This window comes from Bartonella sp. AD328YNZD (genome assembly GCF_042196425.1).
In genome coordinates this window covers 1-1881 of sequence record NZ_JBHIQG010000416.1, presented here as the reverse complement: position 1 = coordinate 1881, position 1881 = coordinate 1, and the positions used below count along the sequence as shown (strand labels likewise).

Below are 1881 nucleotides of genomic sequence, written 5' to 3'. Positions count from 1 at the left end.
CGGAGGATGCACCCGAGACTGCGCTTAAGCCTTTGCACAAAAATGAAGAGATGGTATCGCCAAAAGAATTGACTCCAACGGTACAAAAAGTACCGGCAGAGCAGGTGGTTCATCAAGTTCCCAAAATTGTGCTTCCAGAAAAAATTCTTCTTCCACAGTTGAAACCAAAATTTGACGAAGAATCTACAATGAAAAATAAGGCGGCATTGAATCAAAATACGCCAAAGCTTAGCAAGAAACACCAAGAGAAACAGACCATTGAAGATATTCTGGCCATGGAGGAAAATAATTTGCTCAATCGTGCGCGGTCACAAGGAGGAGGAGCAAAACGTTCTCATACACCAGAAGCTTTGGGTGCAAGAAAAAATATTAATGATACCACAAAAATGGCACAAACATTGGTCAATATTGTTGGGGGGTGTATTCAACAGAAGCTTAAACTTGTAGCGCTTGGTGGCGATTTAAAGAATCGTCCGGTCGTGCGGTTGCGATTTTATTTGGACCGTGAAGGAATGGTTGTGGGTGATCCTATCATTGATCCTGTAAGCGGTCTTGAGAGTCAACAAGCTATTATGATAAGGCAGGTATACGCGGCTGTTTTTTCATGCCAACCTTATGCAGATCTCCCACGTGATCAATATGGCCTGTGGGGGCAAGGTTTTGACTTTAATGTTGATCCCCTCCAAGAAATAAGATGATAAAAAAATCGCTTAACGAAAGGACGCATTCCATGATGACTATAACGAGATATAAAGTTTTTGCTTGGTTTATTGTCACTTGTGGGTTGTGGCTTTCAAATATTTCATTGGTTTATGCGCAATTGAAAGGGACGATTTCAAGCGCTGATTTTAATCCCATTCCCATTGCAATTACAGACTTTATTTCCAATGATTCGATTGGATCTAAAATAACGGCTGTGGTGACAGCCGATCTGGAACGGTCGGGGCTTTTTTTACCGCTTGATAAAGCAAATTTTGTTGAAAACACTTCTAGTCCTAATAAACAACCGCATTTTGCTTATTGGCAGAAAATAAAAGCGCAAGGTTTGGTGACGGGGCAAGTCATGAGAGAAATCGATGGACGATTGAGAGTCGATTTTCGTTTATGGGATGTTTTTGGAGAGCGACAACTGAAAGGACGGCGTTTTTATACCGCGACAGAACGGTGGCGGCGTGTGGCCCATATAATTGCAGATGAGATCTATAGTGAGATGACAGGAGAAAGTGGTTATTTTGATACAAGAATTGTTTTTATCGATGAAACAGGACCTCAAAATGCACGCATTAAACGCTTAGCCATGATGGATCAAGATGGAGCAAATTTGATTTATATGTCCGATGGAAGTGAATTGGTGCTTACACCGCGTTTTTCCCCAAAAAGACAAGAATTGACCTATATGGCTTATGAGGAAAATCAAGTACCTCATGTTTATCTCCAACAAATTGAAATGGGGCAAAGAGAGTTGATTGGAACGTTTAATAACATGACAATTGCTCCGCGTTTTTCTTCTGATGGACAAAAAGTCATCATGAGTTTGTTACAAAATGATGGGAGTGCCAATCTTTACACCATGGATTTACGAACCCGTACGATGACGCGACTTACAACAACTTCTGCTATTGATACTTCTGCTTCTTATTCACCGGATGGCAAACAAATTGTTTTTTCTTCAGATCGTAGCGGAAAGCCGCAAATCTATAAAATGAATGCAGATGGGAGTGATATTCAACGTATTTCTTCAAACGAGGGGAGTTATTCAACACCTATTTGGTCTCCACGGGGTGACTATATCGCCTTTACAAAACAATTAAGCGGACAATTTTCTATCGGTGTTATGCGCCCAGATGGACAAGGAGAACGAATTTTAACCACGGGTTTTCA

The 1881-nt window shown here is 41.0% G+C and carries 1 protein-coding gene and 1 pseudogene; both read left to right on the top strand.

Annotated elements, in window-relative coordinates:
• Positions 1 to 698 (top strand): annotated as a pseudogene (locus ACFIO3_RS12390) (cell envelope biogenesis protein TolA); the annotation flags it as partial.
• Positions 699 to 730: 32 nt separating this feature from the next.
• On the top strand, positions 731 to 1881 hold a 1151-nt coding region (gene tolB, locus ACFIO3_RS12385), incomplete at its 3' end, for a Tol-Pal system beta propeller repeat protein TolB (protein ID WP_375704548.1).